The organism is Streptomyces zagrosensis, assembly GCF_014203645.1.
Taxonomy (GTDB): domain Bacteria; phylum Actinomycetota; class Actinomycetes; order Streptomycetales; family Streptomycetaceae; genus Streptomyces; species Streptomyces zagrosensis.
Genome location: NZ_JACHJL010000008.1, coordinates 53,497 through 70,718, shown reverse-complemented (window position 1 = coordinate 70,718; position 17,222 = coordinate 53,497). Strand labels below are relative to the sequence as shown.

Genomic DNA, 17,222 nt, shown 5'->3' with positions numbered 1-17,222 from the left:
TGCGGCGCAGCCGCGGTGGGCGGGGTGTGAACGGCCGTCAGCTGTACGGGCGTTGGCGTCGATCTACAGCTGACTGGCTCCCGCCGTCCGGCGGGCGGGCTTCGCCCCAGGTGGCGCCCCGTGACGCGGTATCCGGCCATGGATCTTGGATCAGGTCGGGTCGCCCTCCAGGTCGGTTCGTGTGGCCAACTCTCCCGCCGTCCACATCTCGCGGGCGCGCTCCAGGCCGGGAATGGTCCGGATCTTGCGCGACGGAACATCTCCGCTCGTGCGGGATGCGCAACCCCCGTTGCCCCCAGTCGCCCGTGCCAGCCTCCAGCCGACTCCCGTCAGGAGGAAGCCTTGCCCGAGGCGCCCGGCATTCCCGACGTATCCGGCCGCTCTCAACCAGCCGGATACTGACGCGGGTGTCGATTCCTCGCCGAGCGCGGTGTCCGCTGTGCCTCGCGTAAGGGCTGGTATCGCCCAGACGCGCACGAGCAGGTTCCCGGCAGGGTCCAGAGACGCTAGCGAATCTGGGCCGAGGAGCACGCCGCGATGCTGAACAGGTGGGAAGCCTGGCCCCGGGCCTGGCCGCACCCTTGCTTGTCAGGCGGCGTTCCCCGCCGAGGTCCGTGCGGCGTCAGGGACCGGGACGGCGCCCGTGTCCTCGGCGACTGCGGCTTTCGCCGGTACCCCGATTCCGAGTTTCTCAAGGATCTTCCTCTCGATCTCGTTGGCGAGGTCTGGGTTGTCCTTGAGAAAGTTACGGGCGTTCTCCTTGCCTTGGCCGAGCTGGTCGCCCTCGTACGTGTACCAGGCGCCCGCCTTGCGGACGAAGCCGTTCTCCACGCCCATGTCGATCAGGCCGCCCTCGCGGCTGATGCCATGGCCGTAGAGGATGTCGAACTCGGCCTGCTTGAAGGGCGGCGCGACCTTGTTCTTGACGACCTTGACGCGGGTGCGGTTGCCCACCGCGTCCGTGCCGTCCTTCAGCGTCTCGATACGGCGGATGTCGAGACGCACCGAGGCGTAGAACTTCAGTGCCCGGCCACCGGTCGTGGTCTCCGGGGAGCCGAACATCACGCCGATCTTCTCGCGCAGCTGGTTGATGAAGATGACCGTCGTCTTCGTCTGACTGAGCGCACTGGTGATCTTGCGGAGGGCCTGGCTCATCAGACGGGCTTGCAGACCCATGTGGGAGTCGCCCATCTCGCCCTCGATCTCGGCGCGCGGCACCAGGGCCGCGACGGAGTCGATCACGATCAGATCGATCGCGCCGGAGCGGATCAGGATGTCGACGATCTCCAGGGCCTGTTCACCGTTGTCCGGCTGGGACAGGATGAGATTGTCGGTGTCGACGCCGAGCTTCTTGGCGTACTCCGGGTCCAGGGCGTGCTCGGCGTCGATGAACGCCACCGAGCCGCCGGCCTTCTGCGCGTTCGCTACTGCGTGCAACGTCAGCGTCGTCTTGCCGGATGACTCCGGCCCGTATACCTCCACCACACGGCCGCGGGGCAGCCCGCCTACACCGAGCGCCACGTCCAGCGCGGTCGATCCGGTAGGGATCACCTCGATGGGCTCATGGGGCCGCTCGCCGAGGCGCATGACCGCACCCTTGCCATATTTCCGCTCGATCTGTGCGAGCGCGGTGTCCAGCGCCTTCTCGTGGTCGGTTCCTGCCATGAGCTTTCACCCGGTCCGATGGTGTGGCACGCCGCACGTCGGAGAACGTGAGCGTCTACTGCCGACAACGGACGTCTCGGAGATCCCAGTAAACGAACATCCGATCGATTTTCGTGTCTAGTGAAAGGTACCAAACCGAGGGGGAACGGGACGGGTCGCGCACCGGACCGTTCCGGACGCAGACCGCGCCGTCGCCCGCTTCCCCTCGATGAACCACGGCGCTGTCGAACGTCGTCATGGGTTCCTCGCCGGTCTCCAGCTCGTCCATGCCCTTGCGGACCGTCGTCTCGCTGACCTGGGCCGCCCGCGCAACCGCCCGGATACCGCAGTGGCCCAGATCCGGGCTTCACCTCCCATCACCAGCCGCCGCTGCCGTTCGTCGAGGTGCGGGAGTAACACCCGGAATCTCAGGATGAGTTGACCACAAACCCCGTTGGAGACGCCCACATCACAACAACGAGCCGCACCGCGGGAAACAACACGTCGATTCTCTGCGAGCCCTCAGCTGCGGCCGAGCCTGGCGGTCCGCTGGTGGGAGAGGAGCCTGGCGACGGCTTGCACGTTGTCGCTCATGTGCTCGCGTCGGTCGTGGTGTCGGGCGAGAGCGCGCCAGTTCGTCAGATGGCCGATGCACGGATACGGTGGCTCGGCGCTGGTCTGGGGCCTCGGTCGGGCGCCGAAGACGGCCCGCTGGGGCTTGGGCGTCCGCTTTTGCGACATGGGCGTAGCTGAGAACGTCGCGGTACGCGCCAGCCGGGTCGAGTACCAGCAGGGGAGGACGTCTGCGCCGGGTACGTCTTGGGCCGCTGACTGCACTTCGACGAAGAGGCGTTCGGCTCGTGTTGTGACGACATGCTCACCGCCCCCACCGAATCCGCACCGACCGCCGAATCCTCATCGCTCACCCGCAAAGCCCCTGGCTGACCCTCCCTGGAACTCAACCGTGCCGGACCCGGCCCGTTGGCGGTGCAAGGCGCCGCGGGCGTCGGTACCGCCTTCGCCGCGGCAGCCGCTCTTGGGATTCCTGTTCGTACAGGGACCGCGTGCCCACCTGGAGATCGACCTTCCGAACGACGGTTGCCTCACCGGGTCACAGGGCGCTGTACGGGTGGGGTTTGGGGGCTGGGTAGGGGAGAGATCGGCAGGTGCTGAGAAACGCTTCGATGTGGTCCGAGTCATCGATGGTGAGGGCTATCCAGGTGCCGTCTGAGAACGTCACTCGAAAGTGCGGGACGTCCTTTGCAGCGAGGTGGGAGATATCGGGCCGGGCCATGGTGTAGGGGAGCCGGGCCACGACCTTCAGTCGGCGGGCGCGTGCTTTGAACCATACGCGGGAGGGGGCCGCTAGCAGAACGAACTCGTTGGCCATCGGCACAAGCAGCCTCGCCGCGTCGGGCGCCTGCTGATACCAGGTGAGTAGCAACTGCCCTGCTCCACCTGACCAGTTGCCGTCGAATGCCTGGTGCAGTCCTTGTTGACGCGCGATCGCGTTCCGCGCTTTCGCGTCTTCCCGGGCTGCCTTCTCGGCGCGTCGTTTGCGAGGGCTCAGCGTCGGTGCCCACCCGTACACAATCGCGAGAAGGATCAGGGGGGAGAGGGCGACGAGCCCCAGGACGGCCAGGGCCCGCGGGAGCGGTCGCCGACGAGGACGTAAACGCACCGCGTCGGACTGACGGACCTTCGACGGTGGGTCAGGGATCGTGGCTGGGAGATGGCACCAGATCATGGCCTCGGCGAAATGACTGCTCAACTCGACGTCTGGTGAGGATAGTTCCGCAGCCCTCACCCTCCTGCGCTTGTCCATGTGCCCAAGATAGGCGGGCCGGCCCCGGATACTGCCATTGAAGGGCAGCTCCGGAGCCGAGGGCGATTGTGGTCTGGTCAGCTCCGGCAGGCGTGAATGCGGCTCGTCAGGATGGCACGGGCGCCGACGGTCTCCAGCTCGTCCCTGATGCGCTGGGCCTGGTCGGCCGGAATTATTGCGCGGACGGCCGCCCAGCCTTGTTCGAGTGGGGAGACGGTGGGTGACTCCGAGCCGGGCGCGAGGTCAGGTGCAGGTGGCCGCAGGCTGCTCAGCGGTGATGTGCGTCGTGCTGATCGCGTACGACCTCGACACCGCCGTACCGGCGACGCGTGGCCGTGCCGGACGCCGGTGAGGTGGACGGAGAGGGATTGCGGAAAAAGATCCTCACCGTTCCCGGTGCTCGGTGCTCGGTGCTCGGTGCGTCGAGGGGGCGGGGAGCAGCCGTACGATCTTGAAGCGGAATGCGAATCACCCTTGCGGACGTACACTCGGCCATATGAGTCGCACCGGTGTCAGCGGGAAGTGCCTGTACCAGGCAGCCCCTGATGTGGCGGCGAGCTGCCGCACTGCCGTGCACGGACACGGCTAGCGACCTTCCGGGGTTACCGCCCGGGGCGATCCCGTATTGCTTTCCCGCCGTGCTTTCTGCATTCCCTCGTGAGCACGGCGCGTACCGCTTCGACCTCGCACATCGCACGCGCTCCATTTCCTCATGCAGCTTCGGCGCATCGCCGTTGCTGTGCTCCGGCGATAGCCGCACCACGGCCGAGCCACCCCCGAAGGGACCATTGTGAAGCTGAGCGAGCTGCTGGCCGGACAGGACTACCGCGTCCTTCAGGGTGACGCCGAGGAAACGCACATCACCGCCGGAACGGCCTTCGACGCGGACCGGGTGGCACCGGGATCGCTGTTCATGGCGGTGCCTGGACATCTGGCGGGCGGGCCAGGCACGGTTGCCCCGGCCCTTGCCCGGGGCGCGGTGGCGGTCATCGTGGAGGACGACTGCGTGCTGCCGAAGGCAGCGGAAGGCGCCTGCGTCGTACAGGTGCCGGACGTCCGCATCACAGCCGCCATCGTCGCCTCGCGCTACTTCGGCGAACCCGGGCGGGGCATGGACGCAGTGGCCGTCACAGGCACCAACGGGAAGACCTCAGTCTCGTACATGGTCGAGTCCGTGCTGCGGATCTCCGAGGGGGTGCGGGTCGGGGTCATTGGCACGGCCGGAAGCCGAATCGGTGACGAGCTGATCCCGATGCCCCGCTCGGTGCTGACGACCCCGGAGTCCCCCGACCTCCAATACCTCCTGCGGTGCATGCGTGATCGCAACGTGGGCACCGTGGTGCTGGAGGCCACGTCCATGGGCTTGCTGACGCACCGGGTCGACCGCACCTTCGTCGATGTGGGGGTCTTCACCAACCTGAGTCAGGACCACCTGGACGACCACGGCACGATGGACAACTACCGCGACGCCAAACTCAGGCTGTTCCAAGGACTGTGTCGGCACGCGGTGGTCAACGCCGATGATTCGGTGGGCGCCCGTATCGGCGCGATGATGCCCGGCGCGGTGACCACGTACGCCCTTGACGCCGAGGCCGACTACCGGGCCACCGATCTGGTCGTGGACGCCTCGGGAACCCGCTTCACGCTCCACCACGACGGTCGCAAATACCCGGCCGCGATCCCCGCCCCCGGCCGGTTCTCGGTGGCCAACGCGCTGGCCACGGTGGCGGCCTGCCACACCCTGGGGCACGACCTGCCCGGGCTGATCTCGGCGCTCGAACGGATGCCGCAGATCCCGGGCCGGTTCGAGCGTGTCACGACTTCCGGTGGTACCTCGGTGATCGTGGACTACGCCCACTCCCCGGACTCTTTGAACAAGGTACTCGGCACCATCCGCGGCTTCGCCCGGTCCAAGGTCATCACCGTCTTCGGCTGCGGCGGTGACAGGGACACCACCAAGCGGGCCGAGATGGGGACGATCGCCGGGACACACTCCGACCTGTGTGTCCTCACCTCGGACAACCCGCGCAACGAAGACCCCGAGGCGATCTTGGACCAGGTCGCCCCGGGCATCGAGGAGACGGGCACCCCGTACGAACGCTTCGCCGACCGCCGCCGCGCCATCGGTTTTGCGCTTTCGGTAGCCGGCCCGGACGACATCGTCCTGATCGCGGGGAAAGGCAGCGAGCCCTACCAGATCGTCGGTGACGCGTTGCTGCCCTTCAGCGACATGGCCACCGTGCGGGAGCTCGGCGGAGTCCGAGCACCTGGCAGCCACCCCGATGTGTCGAGCACGGTGCGGTAGGTTCGGCCGAGCGGCGAGGTCCCTGCCAGGCAGGGCCTTTTCCGCTCGACCTCCCACCGAACAACCGAACCGGCCGAGCTCAACTCCTGTCGCTTCGGTACCGAAGGAGACGACCCCTAAGCGGTGCCCTCGCTGATCCGGGGGAACAGTGGGTTCGCGGGAGGAAGGCTCCCGTTGATCGCCGCACACTGATCGGCGACGCGGGTGGCAGCACCGGGGATGAAGGGGTGCAACGTGTCTGCCGGCGCGCGGCATGCCCGAACAAGCGCAGCGAGGACCGCATCGAGACATTTCCTGCCTTGATGTCTCTGTCTCGTTCGGCTTTGGCCAACTCCCAGGGCCGGGTGTCGTCGGTGCAGCGGTTGGTTTCCTCCACGCTTGTCCACGCCGCGGTGGCTGCCCGGCGGAAGTCGAAGTCGGACAGTGCCGCATCGGTCCGGCCCGGTGCGGCAACCAGTGACCAACTGGTCGGTGGCCGGCGTGCCAGCACGCGGGATGGGCACGCTGCCAACCAGTCGCTGTGGCGGAGGACTTCGCCCATCGGATGGGTGCCCGCTTTTCGCCCGTGTTCGCCGCCAGCCGCAGCGGGAGCTCCGTCCGCTACACCCTCCGACTGGTCCTGTCCGACCTGTGTCGGCTCGATACCGTCGCTGTCCGCGACATGCCGATGATGCCGATGCTGATGGGCTGGTGGCAGGTCACCAACCGCACACGGCGAAGGCCGGTCGTCCGGCTCTACGACGACGGTTCAGCGTGGAGGTCGCGCCCCTGATGAGGAACCTGATCGGTCATGCGTACGCGATGAACTGGCTCGCCGACAACGGGTGGCCGGCGCTGAGGGCTATCCGCGCGTACTCCGACGAGCACCGCACCAAGCTAGCCAACAACGGCAATGTGACATGGAACCTGCCCGACCCCCGTAACGGTCGAGACAGCGCCACCCGAGTTTGCGGACGAGGCCGACGAGAAGCTGCACAAGCGGCTACTCGGCGAGTTGTCGAGTTCGAAGCACGGGCCACCGCGCAGAACTTCACCCCGCACGTCGCTCAGCGCCTAGCCGAGGAGAACACCGCGATCAGGCATGCCCTGGCGAAGGCCAAGGGTGAACTTGCCGTAGAGCGTGAGCGGGTGCGAGCCCTTGCTCGTGCCACAGCTGAGCTGTCACTTGAGCTCGACCAGACGCGTGAAGAACTCGCAACAGCTCAGCAGGTGACGCGGCTGCCCGGCTTCCGCGCGTGACGGGTCACGACCGACGCACGATCTTCTGCCGAGGGGGCCGGCTTGAGCTTGCCTTGGAGTGACGGCGTGGTCTTGAACCGGTCGCACGCTCGGGCCACGCGTGGGCGGGTGTCGATGACCCCCCGGTGGGCGCTGGAGCTTCTCACCCCCGGGCGCGGCTGTGACGCCACACGCCCGGAGAGCGGCGCCGCCGCGATGGAACTGGCCGCGTTCGCCCACATGCTCGACCACCACCCGCCCAGTCTCGTGATCACCAATGTCGGCGCGGTCACCGAACCCGACTCGCCGGACCGCCTGCTTCTGCTGCTGCGGCCAGTGCCTCGGCTACGGACGCTGCTGTCGGAGGTGTGACTGCTGGGCGGGTGCGTCACGGTGTCCGGTCGAGGCTCTGCGGGGCGGCGTCCGCCGCGAAAGCCGCGGGCTGCCACTGTGGCGCGAGGATTCGACGCGTGACGTCGTTCACGTAGCCGATCTGCTCGGACGTGAGGTCGTCACGGAACCCGCCGATGACACCCCGGCGGGTCTTGTAAGAGTCGGGGTTCCCGAGAACGGTGGGGCGGAGACGGTCCGTGCCCAGCGCGTCTGAGAGTTCCATGGCGCGCATGGATTCGAAGTTCGCGAAGTCGGCCGCGGTGTGCAGGGCCTCCTCATCGGTCGGGGGCAGGCCGCAGAAGTTGAGTATGCGTCCCAGTTCGCCGGCTGTGTCTGCCATCAGGCGTTCGTATGAGGTGAGCAGGAACGAGGCGGGCACGTCCTGTCGCTCGTGCCAGATGTTCCAGAAGGTCAGACAGGTCTTGATGCTGCCTTCCTCCTCGATGAGGAAGTCTCCGATTCCCCTGGTGTACGGGGGCTTCTTGCGGAGGGTCCGCTGGAAGTAGCGGGACACAGCTGTGTCCCGGATGTCACGGACCAGGAGGACGACTTTGCGGTCGTGGTAGAAGTCCTTGTTCCAGGACAGTTCGGCCGGGGTGCGCCAGGCGACGAAGTCGTCGTGCCAGTAGACGATGCGCGGGACTGCGGAGTCGACGGCGCTGTATTCGGTGAGGGCCAAGTCCCGGCAGACCTCCAGGGGAATTCCGCGCGCGGTCGAGATGGCCTTGGCCATGAGTACCCGCAGCCACGTGCGGCCGCATTTGGGGAAGGAGACGATGTAGACGTCGCCTTCCGCGTCGATCATTTCCCCGGAATCCTTGGCGAACGGGGGGAGGGGCACGTTGGTCCTTTCCTACCGCGGATTTTCGCCCGCAGCCGTCCGGTTGCAGTGCGGGAATGGTTCGTCCGGTACGGGCAGGCCGAGGAAGGGAGCGAGCCGTTCGTACCCCTGGCCTGCGGCGATGTCGAGCGTCAGCAGATCCTCGTTTCGGCCGGCGAAGTGGCGTGTCACCTCGGAGGTGTGTTGCCGGGCCACCCGGCGGAACCGCTCCGGGCGGAAGTCGTGGCAGCCGTACACCGCAGCCCGCAGGAAGCGCTGGAGGTCCACGTAGACCCGCCCGCGGTCCGCTTTGCTCTCGATGGGCCGTTCCCAGTGCTTCCGGCAGGAGCGCAGCCAGCTCTCCTCTTCGCGGACGGTGAGGACGAACTTCGCCCCCGGCCACAGCAGATCCAGGTCCTGGTACAGGTGGGCGACGGTGATGTCGGTGATCCCGTCGTACCGGTCAAGAAGCGGGAAGCAGGCGGTGCCGGCCAGCAGGGTCGCGTAGGTGGCGGGGTCGGACGGGTAGTGGACGACGTCGAAGCCCAGGGTGTGCAGGGCATTGGCGAGGGAGGTGGTGCCGGTGCGCGAGAGGCCGATACCGAAGATTTTCGGCTTCGTACGGGTTCCGTTCGTACGGCGCGAGAGGTCGGGCAGCGCTGCGGGACGGGATGGTTCAGTTCCGTAGGCTGTCACGCCTTCCTCCCCGGCGGACGGACGGGCACATGCTGTCAGCACGTCCGTGCCTGGACTGCTTGCTGACACGGTGCCAGACCGTCTGGGTTCCTTCAACGGCGCCGCAAGGCCGCGTTGTTCACGCCTCCGTGTGTGGACGCACCGTTGTGCGCGGACGGGCCCTTTGGTCCAATCGTGGCGTCGTGGGTACGTACTCGACTGAGCCGGGAGGCATCATGTCCATGCTCCGGCGCACCCGGGCACGGCGCTGGGAGCCGCAGGTCTTCACGCCGTTCGAGGAGGACCCGGGTATCGTCCTCGCCCGGACGGCCGCCCGGGCGCCGGAGTTCGCCGCGGTGCGTGCGGTCGGCACGAGGCGTGGCGACGACGTGGTCGTGGGGTGTGCAGCCGGGGGCGACCGTGCCGATGTGATCCGGCGGGCCCGCGGCGAGCTGCTGGAGCGTATGGGAAACATCTTGGCCGGGCGGCGGGCCGAGGCCGCCCCGCGCTGGCTGGGCTCCTACGAGGACTGGCGGCGGCGCGGCGTGTCCGCCCTCGACCCGGCCGCGCTTTTGGGCTCCCTGGGCAGCCGTGTCCCGCGCGGCCTGTGGATCGCGGCCCGGTCCCTGCTCACGGGTGACGAAGTGCTCGTTCCGGCGGGCGCCGTTTACCTCCGGCACCGGCCGTCCCCGGGTCACGCGATAGTTGCCGGGGCCGGCTCCACGGGACTGGGCGCCCACCCCGACCCGCAGAAGGCCGTCGGCCATGCGGCCCGGGAGATCCTCGAACGCGATCTGATACGGCGCAGCTGGTGCGAGGCCCGGGCGCCCGCTCCGCACGCGGCGCGCGCAGGCCCGGATGACCTACCCGTCTGCGTGCGGAACGTGCTGGACCAGCGGGAACTGCACGCCACGGTGCTGTCGCTGCCGGCCGCCGACGGGTCGATCTGCGCCGTGGTGTGCGTACACGCTGACGATGGCACCGCGCAAACCTTCGGCGCCCGGTGTGCTCCCGCACGCCAGCGCGCGTCGGCCGTGGCGAGCGCGGCCTACGAGGCGCTGATGGTCCGGTGGAGCGTGACCAGCCCCGCCGCACTCCGCTCCTGGGCGGAATGGGGCGGGCGGACTCTGCCCCGCTCGGCGCTGGAACACGCCCTGTGGACGTATCACCGCCAGGACAGCCTGGGCCACTGGCTGGACCGCCTGCCGCACCCGACGGCACCCGCCGGGGCAGGGCTGGAGGACGGCCCGGCGGCGCTCGCCGCGCACACCGGCGAGGACGTCCTGTTCGTGGAGACGGACACCCCGCAGATCCGGGCCGAGGGCCTCTCAGTGGTCCGGCTCATCGCGCCCGGGACACGGCCGCTGCCCTCGGGTGACGGAGGAGCGCCCGGTGCGCTGCCGCACCCCCTTGGCTGACCCCTGCCCGCAACCCTTGAGGAGCCCGAGGATGACCGCATCCGGCCCGCCCGACTACACCGCCTTCGCTGCCCGCTATGACTCCTGGTTCGCACCCCCGGACCGCGTCACCGAGGACACCGTCGGATTCCTGGCCGGACTCGCGAAGTCCGCGGGGCCCGGGCCCGCCCTGGAACTCGGCATCGGCACCGGCCGGATAGCTCTGCCGCTGGCCGCGCGAGGAGTGGAGGTGCACGGAGTCGACCTCTCACCCACGATGGTCACGCAGCTACGTGCCAAACCAGGCGGGCGAGACATTCCCGTCACCATGGGCGACTTCCGGGCCTCGGGGGCGACGGGCTCCTACGCGCTCGTCTACGTCGTCAATGGCAGCTTCGCCGAACTGCCCACCCAAGACGCACAAGTGGACTGCTTCGCGCACGCCGCCCGGCTCTTGCGTCCCGGCGGCCTGTTCGCCCTCGACGCCCACGTTCCCGAGGCCCTCGCCCAGTCCGCGAACGGTCCGCCGACCGCAGGTCAGGCGCTGCCCACCGCCGGCGGCGAACTGGTCCTGCGTTTCCGCGAGGTCGACCGCGCGGAGCAACGCTACCGCTCCCACTACGTCATCTTCGAGAACGGGGCGTCGGGCGCTGTGGAGATGCACCGTACGACGGTGTCCTTCCGCTACGCCGCACCGTCCGAGCTGGATCTGATGGCCAGGATGGCGGGCTTGCGGCCGCGCGAGCGCTGGGCGGACTGGGCGGGTGCCCCCTTCACATCAGCGAGCGCGTTCCACGTCTCCGTGTACGAGCGCGCGGAGTGAAGGGGGAGGGAACGGGCCATGAAGGAGAATCCCGCCGCCTACATGGCGGAGAACAAGGAGCAGTGGGAGATCTGGACGCCGCTGAAGGCAGCCTCCGCCCGAGACGCCCTCGACGATTTCCGCCGCGGCGGGCTGGGCATCCACCCGCTGGAACTCCAAGAAGTGGGGAACGTATCCGGCCGGACACTGCTCCACCTGCAGAGTCACATGGGTGTGCGCACCCTCTCCTGGGCCCGGCTCGGCGCGCAGGTGACGGGGGTGGACTTCTGTGCCGAGGGCACCGAGACCGCGCGTTCCCTCGCCCAGGACGTCGCGCCTTCAGCCCGCTTCGTGTGTGCGAACGTCTACGATCTCCCCGAGCAGCTGGAGGAGACGTTCGACGTCGTCTACATGTCCCACGGCACCCTCGGGTGGTTGCCCGACCTGGTCGGGTGGGCGGAAGTCGTCGCCCGGTTCGTCGCCCCGGGAGGGCGCTTCCACCTCTTCGAATCACACCCCACCGCGTGGCTCTTCGACCAGCGGACACCATCGCGTGAACTGCGGGCCAGGTACGGCTACTTCAGTCCCGGTGAGCCGCTGCGCTGGCAGTACCGGGGGCTCCAAGCGGCCCCGGGGCTCGAGACGGACGGCTGGGAGTACTGCTGGGGGCACGGCATGGGGTCCCTCCTGACCTCCCTGGTGGCCGCCGGTCTGACGCTCTCCCACCTCCGAGAATGGCCGTTCGTGGCCTGGCCCATGTTTCCCTTCCTGGAGCAGCGGGACGACGGGTGGTGGCACCTGCCCGACGACGTTCCCTCCGTCCCGCTGTCCTTCTCCCTGATGGCACACAAGCCGCTCTGAACCCACCTTGCGGAGGAGGCAGAACGGGTTGGCCGAGAAAGGGCCGCCTCCCCGCAGGGCCGCCCTTGCCCTATGGCGATCACTGGTACAGACGATGCACGATGAGGCACGGGTCCGCCGGTGTCCCGGCGTCCCACGACCGCACCCCCCTTCGTTACCCAGGGAGTGGATATGCCCCAGGACATCGTGGAGATCGAGGAAGTACCGGCCGAGGAACTACCCGAACTCGCGCTGATGATCGACATACCGTTCGAAGACTGAGCACGGAACAGCGCTGTCCGCACTCCGGCGGCCCGCCGGCATCTGGCCGGTCGGCCGCCGCCCACGATGTCCCGTAGGAGGGCCAGGATTGGACGTCGAGCCCGACCGCTCCTCGGCGCGGGACGATCAGGACAACTTGCGGTGCCTGCTGCTGAACGTCGTACGGACGTCCGGACTGCCAGAACCGGCAGCCGACTTGACGAGCCTTCCGCACCCAGCGGCTGTGGAGGCGGTGCACCGCGCAAAGCGAGAGGGGGGACCCGCCCACACCGCAGAGATGGTCCGGCGCCTGCTCCGCGATCCGGCCGCGGAACCGCTGGCCCCCGTGGACCCGGAAGGCAATCCGCATCTCGTACGTAGCCTTTCGCGCGTGCTGGCGCAGTTGCCGGCCCGCACGACAGCGGACGGGGCTCCGGTCACCGCCTCGCTGGGAACGTGGTCCGCGGCCGACTGGACCATCCTGGCGGACGGGCTCAGGCTGCTGGACACCGTCTGGCCGCAGATGCTCGGCGAACTGAGGACAGTGGTGGCCCAAGTGGCGCTGCTGGACGGCATGGCGGTCGACGGTTACACGGACTTCACCGTGCACGGCGCCGTTCTGATCAACCGCAGGCGGCTCTCGCCAACCCGCGCCGGGCTGCCCGGTCCCGTACGCCTCGCCGAGGCACTGGTCCACGAGGGGACGCACACTCGCTGCAACGTCTCGGCCGTGCGCGAGCCCTTGCTCATGCCCGCCGCGGACGAACGGGCGGGCCCACTGGCAACCCCGCTGCGGGCCGACCCCCGCCCCTTGAGCGGACTGTTCCAGCAAACGGTGGTACTGGCCCGATGTGTCCTGCTGTACAAGCGACTCGCCGCAAGGGGCACGCCAGCCGTACGGGCCCGCCACGACCGGCTACTCGCCGATCTCGGTACGGCGGCGCACACCTTGAACGCCCACCGGGCCGAGCTCACCGGCCACGGCCGACAGCTGCTGGACCGCAGTACCGCGGTCGCATCCCTCGGCAGTGCAGCCCCGACCCCATGAGAAGGCCACATCGCCCCCTTCGCCCTCATCACGCCGTCCCGGAGGTCACCGTCCATGCGGATCGCCTATCTGCACTCGGGAAGCGTCCCCTCCATCTATGCCAACGGGGTTCACGTCATGCGGATGTGCGACGCGTTCGCCGACGCCGGGCACCACATCGAGCTGTACGCCGTTCCGGGCACCGCGCGGACCGATGACCTCCACGCGTACTACGGCACCCGCAACCGGTTCCCCGTGCACACCGTCCCCCTGTCAGCGGCGCCGGTCCTCGGGCCGTTGCTCCGTGCCCAGCGGGTGCGCGGCTGCATCCGGCGCGGGCCGACGCCCGACGTCCTGTACGGAAGGGACCCCTACGCGCTGCTCGCGGCTGCCGGGACGGCACCCGTGGTCTACGAGACGCACCTGCTGTGGCCGAACCGCGCCGTGCGGGGCGTCGAGCGACTGCTGTTCCGACACCGCTCCCTCACCAGAGTCGTCTTCGTCACCCGGGCGCTCGCCGACGACTACCTGGCGCACTTCCCTCAGCTCAAAACCCGCACTGATGTGGAGCTGGTGACGGCGTCGGACGGCGCCGACCCAGTGCCGCCGACCGGGCCCATGGCGGCGCTGCCAGGACGCCCGGACGCCCTCAGAGTCGGATACGTCGGCCACCTCTACCCAGGACGGGGCACCGACCTCATCCTCGACCTCGCCGCACGCCTGCCCGACGCGGACTTCCACCTGGTCGGCGGCACCGACCAGGACCGTTCACACTGGCAAGCCCGGGGCAGCCGCCCGAACGTCTTCTTCCACGGCCACCACCCGCCAGCCGCACTGCACTCCTATTACCGGGCCTTCGACATCGTCCTCGCGCCGTACCAGACCACGGTGGGGTGCGCCGGGGGCTTCGGTGACATCAGCCGCTGGGTCTCACCAATGAAACTGTTCGAGTACATGGCGTACGGCAAGGCAATCATCGCCTCCGACCTGCCCGTGCTCCACGAGGTACTGGCCGACGAGATCAACTGTCTGCTTCGCGCACCCGGCGACACGTCCGGCTGGGCAGACGCCATCCAGCTTCTGGGAGCCGACGCATCCGCCCGGCAGGCCCTCGGCGATACGGCCAGGCACCAGCTGAACACCCTGTACACCTGGCGGGCCCGCGTCGACCGCGTCCTACCCGACCGAGCGCTCGCATCCGTCACCGGGCAGCCGTGATGCGGGCGCTCGTGACCGGTGCGGCCGGCTTCATCGGATCACACCTGTGCGAGCACCTCCTCACGGCGGGGGACACCGTCGTCGGGGTCGACTCGTTCACCGACTTCTACGACCCGACCCTCAAGGAGCGCAACCTGCGCGGCCTGATGAGCCGACCAGGCTTCACCTTCCACCGTGCCGATCTCCTGACAACCGACCTCGGCCCGCTCGTCGACGGCGCGGACGCCGTCTACCACCTCGCAGGCCAGCCCGGAGTGCGGCCTTCCTGGGGAGCGGAGTTCCCGGTCTACAACGCCCGGAACGTGCTCGCCACCCAGGCCCTGCTGGAAGCCGTACGACCCCGGCCGGTCGCCAGTTTCGTCTACGCCTCCAGTTCCTCCGTCTACGGCGACGCCCGGACCTACCCCACGCCCGAGACGGCCTGCCCACGGCCCATCTCCCCGTACGGCGTCACCAAACTCGCTGGCGAGCACCTCTGCGAGCTCTACCGCGGGGAATACGGCATGCCGAGCGCCTGCCTGCGCCTGTTCACCGTCTACGGGCCACGGCAACGCCCCGACATGGCCTTCGCTCGCCTCCTCGACGCCGCGACCGGCGGTCCCCCCTTCGCGCTGTACGGCGACGGCGAGCAGACCCGCGACTTCACCTACGTCCTCGATGTCGTCACCGGAATCCGGAACGCGGCACGCTCAGGCTTCACCGGCGTAGCCAACCTTGGCGGCGGCTCTCCGGTGTCCATAAAGCAGGCCATCGCCGCAGTCGAGAACGCCGTCGGGCCGGTGAACGTCGTTCCGTGCGTCGCGGGGCCCGGCGACGCACGGCACACGGGCGCCGACGTCTCCGTCGCCTCTCTCGCGTTCGGCTTCCGCCCCCGCACAGCGCTCCACGACGGGATCGCGGCCATGGCGGGAGGGAACCGGTGACCGTTTCCGGCGGCCGTACCGGCCCGGACAGCCCGTGTCCCGCCGCCGTGCACACGGTGACTCCGGCCGAACGCTGCCTCCCCGTATCACTGCGCCACGTCCTGGAGGGCGAGCTGGTCATCATCAAGGGCGGCCTGCACCGCGGCGGAGCAACAGAGGCAATCCGGCGCGAAACGCTCACGGTCGTCGCACGGGCACTGCCCGCACTTGACCCGCAGCGGGTCGGCACGTCCCTGGAGAGGCTGCACCACCATGCGGACATCGCGCAGATCGCGGCGATCCGCACGGATCTGGAGACCGCGCTAAGGCCACTGTCCGAGACAGTCCTGCACGATGTCGCGCGCGCCCTCGCACCACAGGACGCACCCCTCTACCTGGGCGGCCACCTCGGCATCCGCGTCATGCCCCCGCTGCAGTCCATCGAGCGGGGCAGCGAGCCCCCCGCTCTCGAAGGGTTTCTGACGCCGCGGGACGCGCACGTCGACTCCTGGTTCAACACCGCCGTCAATTCTGTCAACCTATGGATGGCCGTCGGGCGGGTCCGCAGAGGCAACGGCCTCGTGTTCTACCCCGCCGCCTACGGAAGAAACCTGAGCCGCGACAGCCATCACACACTCACTTCCGGTCAGCACACCGGGCCGCCCGCAGACATCGAGCTCGACGCAGGGGACATCCTGCTGTTCGCCGGCGACCATCTGCACGCCTCGCAGCCCAACACCACCGACGAGACCCGATTCGCCATCACGAAACGCCTCTGCCTCGGTCCGCCGCACTACCCCCGGCACGCCAGCGGCTGGGTCCCCTACCAGGACCCGCGCCTGCTGGGCACCGCCCTCGAACCCCTGGCGTCGATACGGTCCCGGTTGACCGCAGGCGGCGTAAAGGACCTGCTACGCACGCGGCGGCTGCGCAGGGCGGACAGGACCTCATCCCATGGAGTTCGCCGACGAGCGTCAGGGTGACGAAGGGGTCGGCGCCGGTTCTGAAGTGGGGGAGGACCAACTGCCCACGACCGGGTCTTACTCCCGTGGACATCCGTGGGATCACGGGAACATCCCGCCGACTCATTGCGTACCTCTTGGAGTCAGTCCGCACCACCCCGGCTCGTGAAGCGCTGCCGCCGCCCAGTCCGCTGTAGCTGGCGCACCTGCCTGACCGCACGCGAGCACGTCGCAGGTAGATTTCGGCCGACCGGATCAGCACGGTTGAGGCAAACATAGATGGGCCCTGGGACGAGATCGGTGAGAACGGGCCGTACGACCTGATCTGGGCCGCCTCGTTCCTGCACCACGTGGCCGACCCCGCCCGCACCTTTTTATGGGTGCGCTCGGAGAAGGCGAGTTCGCGAGCGATGTCGCTGGTGTCGTATCCCTCGGCGACCAGGCGCAGGACCTCGCCCTCGGGTGCGGAGAGTCCGGTGAAGTGCAGTCCGTGCGGGCCCAACACTTCCCCTTGGAGGCGGCCGACTTGGCCGAGGAGGTTGCCCAGCAGGTCGGGGGGAACGTAGCCCTCTCCCTTCGCCACGGCCGCGATGACCTGCAGCAGGCGCTCGGGAGTCGCTTCAGTGCGCCGGATGACGCCGATGAACTCGCACTCAGCGGCGCTGATGAGTTGCTGCTCGTCGGTACGGGTGGTCACCAGCACCCCGTGCGCTGTGCCGGTGCGCTGGATGTGTCGCAGCAGGCTCAGCACTTCGTCGTCTATGAGGTCCACGACCACGACGGCCACCTCGGCATCTTCGGCGCCGTCCGGATCGATGATCCGTATCTCTGGTCGCGTACGGAGTTGGCTGGTCATGCCGGCCTGGGTGATCGGGTCCTGGATGCGCAGCACGACGGCTGTGCGCTCTGGGTGGTGTGGTGTCTGACATAGGT

18 protein-coding genes and 2 pseudogenes are annotated in these 17,222 nt (G+C 68.7%); 13 read left to right on the top strand and 7 right to left on the bottom strand.

Annotation, left to right across the window (positions count from 1 at the left end; all coding sequences use genetic code 11):
• Positions 1-588: 588 nt before the first annotated feature.
• The 5 genes and pseudogenes from recA to hisG form a co-directional block, all read right to left on the bottom strand.
• On the bottom strand, positions 589-1,665 hold the full coding sequence (gene recA, locus FHS42_RS16735) for a recombinase RecA (RefSeq protein WP_184573038.1): 1,077 nt from the start codon (positions 1,663-1,665) through the stop codon (positions 589-591).
• A 235-nt stretch (positions 1,666-1,900) separates the two neighbouring features.
• Positions 1,901-2,112, bottom strand: a pseudogene (locus FHS42_RS16730) (ISAzo13 family transposase); the annotation flags it as partial.
• Between the two features lie 54 nt (positions 2,113-2,166).
• Positions 2,167-2,385 carry a hypothetical protein gene (locus tag FHS42_RS37180; protein WP_246494903.1) on the bottom strand — a complete coding sequence of 73 codons (219 nt, stop codon included), beginning with the start codon at positions 2,383-2,385 and terminating at the stop codon, positions 2,167-2,169.
• Between the two features lie 370 nt (positions 2,386-2,755).
• Positions 2,756-3,415: a hypothetical protein gene (locus FHS42_RS16720; protein ID WP_184573037.1), complete on the bottom strand. Its 660-nt coding sequence runs from the start codon at positions 3,413-3,415 to the stop codon at positions 2,756-2,758.
• Positions 3,416-3,546: 131 nt separating this feature from the next.
• Positions 3,547-3,711, bottom strand: a pseudogene (gene hisG, locus FHS42_RS36245) (ATP phosphoribosyltransferase); the annotation flags it as partial.
• On the opposite strand from hisG, the gene FHS42_RS38230 reads away from it, so the two are divergent.
• From FHS42_RS38230 to FHS42_RS16695, 5 genes are all read left to right on the top strand, one after another.
• Positions 3,690-3,821 (top strand): hypothetical protein, encoded by a 132-nt coding sequence (locus tag FHS42_RS38230; RefSeq protein WP_281392794.1) that lies wholly within the window; start codon positions 3,690-3,692, stop codon positions 3,819-3,821. The pseudogene hisG and the gene FHS42_RS38230 overlap by 22 nt on opposite strands.
• A gap of 438 nt (positions 3,822-4,259) precedes the next feature.
• On the top strand, positions 4,260-5,774 hold the full coding sequence (locus FHS42_RS16710) for a UDP-N-acetylmuramoyl-L-alanyl-D-glutamate--2,6-diaminopimelate ligase (protein ID WP_184573035.1): 1,515 nt from the start codon (positions 4,260-4,262) through the stop codon (positions 5,772-5,774).
• Between the two features lie 520 nt (positions 5,775-6,294).
• The gene (locus FHS42_RS16705; RefSeq protein WP_184573034.1) at positions 6,295-6,546 is read left to right on the top strand and encodes a hypothetical protein; all 252 of its coding nucleotides are present in this window, start codon (positions 6,295-6,297) and stop codon (positions 6,544-6,546) included.
• Positions 6,546-7,013, top strand: coding sequence for a hypothetical protein (locus tag FHS42_RS16700; RefSeq protein WP_184573033.1), 468 nt, complete (start codon positions 6,546-6,548; stop codon positions 7,011-7,013). Before FHS42_RS16705 ends, FHS42_RS16700 begins: the two co-directional genes overlap by 1 nt.
• A gap of 108 nt (positions 7,014-7,121) precedes the next feature.
• Positions 7,122-7,364: a hypothetical protein gene (locus FHS42_RS16695; RefSeq protein ID WP_184573032.1), complete on the top strand. Its 243-nt coding sequence runs from the start codon at positions 7,122-7,124 to the stop codon at positions 7,362-7,364.
• A gap of 16 nt (positions 7,365-7,380) precedes the next feature.
• On the opposite strand, the gene FHS42_RS16690 is transcribed toward FHS42_RS16695, so the two are convergent.
• Together FHS42_RS16690 and FHS42_RS16685 are read right to left on the bottom strand one after the other, a co-directional pair.
• Entirely contained in the window at positions 7,381-8,226 is an 846-nt protein-coding gene (locus tag FHS42_RS16690; protein WP_184573031.1) for a sulfotransferase domain-containing protein, read from the bottom strand.
• Positions 8,227-8,238: 12 nt separating this feature from the next.
• On the bottom strand, positions 8,239-8,901 hold the full coding sequence (locus FHS42_RS16685; RefSeq protein ID WP_184573030.1) for a sulfotransferase family protein: 663 nt from the start codon (positions 8,899-8,901) through the stop codon (positions 8,239-8,241).
• Positions 8,902-9,116: 215 nt separating this feature from the next.
• On the opposite strand from FHS42_RS16685, the gene FHS42_RS16680 reads away from it, so the two are divergent.
• From FHS42_RS16680 to FHS42_RS16645, 8 genes are all read left to right on the top strand, one after another.
• Positions 9,117-10,298: a YcaO-like family protein gene (locus FHS42_RS16680; RefSeq protein WP_184573029.1), complete on the top strand. Its 1,182-nt coding sequence runs from the start codon at positions 9,117-9,119 to the stop codon at positions 10,296-10,298.
• Positions 10,299-10,329: 31 nt separating this feature from the next.
• Positions 10,330-11,100, top strand: a complete 771-nt coding sequence (locus FHS42_RS16675) for a class I SAM-dependent DNA methyltransferase (protein WP_184573028.1) — start codon at positions 10,330-10,332, stop codon at positions 11,098-11,100.
• 18 nt (positions 11,101-11,118) lie between these two features.
• Entirely contained in the window at positions 11,119-11,940 is an 822-nt protein-coding gene (locus FHS42_RS16670; RefSeq protein WP_184573027.1) for a class I SAM-dependent methyltransferase, read from the top strand.
• Positions 11,941-12,289: 349 nt separating this feature from the next.
• Positions 12,290-13,228, top strand: coding sequence for an aKG-HExxH-type peptide beta-hydroxylase (locus FHS42_RS16665; RefSeq protein WP_184573026.1), 939 nt, complete (start codon positions 12,290-12,292; stop codon positions 13,226-13,228).
• 54 nt (positions 13,229-13,282) lie between these two features.
• A complete protein-coding gene (locus tag FHS42_RS16660; protein WP_184573025.1) occupies positions 13,283-14,425 on the top strand; it encodes a glycosyltransferase family 4 protein in 1,143 nt (380 codons plus the stop codon).
• Positions 14,425-15,348 (top strand): NAD-dependent epimerase/dehydratase family protein, encoded by a 924-nt coding sequence (locus FHS42_RS16655; protein ID WP_184573024.1) that lies wholly within the window; start codon positions 14,425-14,427, stop codon positions 15,346-15,348. The genes FHS42_RS16660 and FHS42_RS16655 overlap by 1 nt, the downstream gene beginning before the upstream one ends.
• Positions 15,345-16,310 carry a phytanoyl-CoA dioxygenase family protein gene (locus FHS42_RS38650; protein WP_184573023.1) on the top strand — a complete coding sequence of 322 codons (966 nt, stop codon included), beginning with the start codon at positions 15,345-15,347 and terminating at the stop codon, positions 16,308-16,310. Before FHS42_RS16655 ends, FHS42_RS38650 begins: the two co-directional genes overlap by 4 nt.
• A gap of 355 nt (positions 16,311-16,665) precedes the next feature.
• Entirely contained in the window at positions 16,666-17,220 is a 555-nt protein-coding gene (locus FHS42_RS16645; protein ID WP_184573022.1) for a hypothetical protein, read from the top strand.
• Positions 17,221-17,222 lie beyond the last annotated feature (2 nt).

What these genes read in the sequence shown, in the direction of transcription:
- FHS42_RS37180 (WP_246494903.1), bottom strand. Translation starts at nt 2,385, where the DNA reads ATGTCGCAAAAGCGGACGCCCAAGCCCCAGCGGGCCGTCTTCGGCGCC.
- FHS42_RS16700 (WP_184573033.1), top strand. Translation starts at nt 6,546, where the DNA reads ATGAGGAACCTGATCGGTCATGCGTACGCGATGAACTGGCTCGCCGAC.
- FHS42_RS16655 (WP_184573024.1), top strand. Translation starts at nt 14,425, where the DNA reads ATGCGGGCGCTCGTGACCGGTGCGGCCGGCTTCATCGGATCACACCTG.
- FHS42_RS16675 (WP_184573028.1), top strand. Translation starts at nt 10,330, where the DNA reads ATGACCGCATCCGGCCCGCCCGACTACACCGCCTTCGCTGCCCGCTAT.
- FHS42_RS16680 (WP_184573029.1), top strand. Translation starts at nt 9,117, where the DNA reads ATGTCCATGCTCCGGCGCACCCGGGCACGGCGCTGGGAGCCGCAGGTC.
- FHS42_RS16645 (WP_184573022.1), top strand. Translation starts at nt 16,666, where the DNA reads ATGGGTGCGCTCGGAGAAGGCGAGTTCGCGAGCGATGTCGCTGGTGTC.
- recA (WP_184573038.1), bottom strand. Translation starts at nt 1,665, where the DNA reads ATGGCAGGAACCGACCACGAGAAGGCGCTGGACACCGCGCTCGCACAG.
- FHS42_RS16670 (WP_184573027.1), top strand. Translation starts at nt 11,119, where the DNA reads ATGAAGGAGAATCCCGCCGCCTACATGGCGGAGAACAAGGAGCAGTGG.
- FHS42_RS16660 (WP_184573025.1), top strand. Translation starts at nt 13,283, where the DNA reads ATGCGGATCGCCTATCTGCACTCGGGAAGCGTCCCCTCCATCTATGCC.